Raw genomic sequence first — 572 nt, 5'->3', positions numbered from 1 at the left:
ACATACCCGTCAATAGGGTTATTAACGTCCTTATTCTCATAAAGCTGAGTCATTTCCCCTGTATTAAAATTGATTTTATAGGGTTCGAAGATCTGCTTGTTATTCTTATTCAGAGCCACAATTACGAATTCGGTATCTTTAATTATATTGGCATAATTGAGCGTTACACCATCAAAAGGAGTCAAATCCTTAAGATTTTTCCCATCAATATCCACGGCGTACAAATGGGTATTTTCATTTCCTCCTTTATCCTGAGTAAAGAACATTCTTTTTTTATCCAGCCAGCCGTAGCTTCCGATGAGATCATCTTTTTCTACAATAGCTTTCGTAATTTTCCCGGTTTTCAGTTCTTTTACGTAGACGTGATTTTTTTTATCAGAGTCTTTTTCTTTGTAGGAAAGATACTGCCCATCCGGCGAAATCTGGAAGCTGGAAGCAGACGGTCTTGCAAAATAATCTTCTACTTTGTATTTAAAATTCCCTTTATCATAGGAAATCAGCTTGTCAAGGGTCTCTTTGGTAGAGGGAAGCGTAGGGTCGCCCGGCAGTTTAGCCGTTGAAGTTTGTGCATT

General features: G+C 38.1%; 1 pseudogene. It reads right to left on the bottom strand.

The features are described from left to right. A pseudogene (locus LC419_RS23520) lies at positions 1-572 on the bottom strand (S9 family peptidase); the annotation flags it as partial.

The organism is Chryseobacterium sp. OSA05B, from assembly GCF_019970065.1.
Classification (GTDB): Bacteria; Bacteroidota; Bacteroidia; order Flavobacteriales; family Weeksellaceae; genus Chryseobacterium.
Note: the sequence above shows the minus strand (reverse complement) of the source record. Positions and strands in the feature narration are given on the sequence as shown.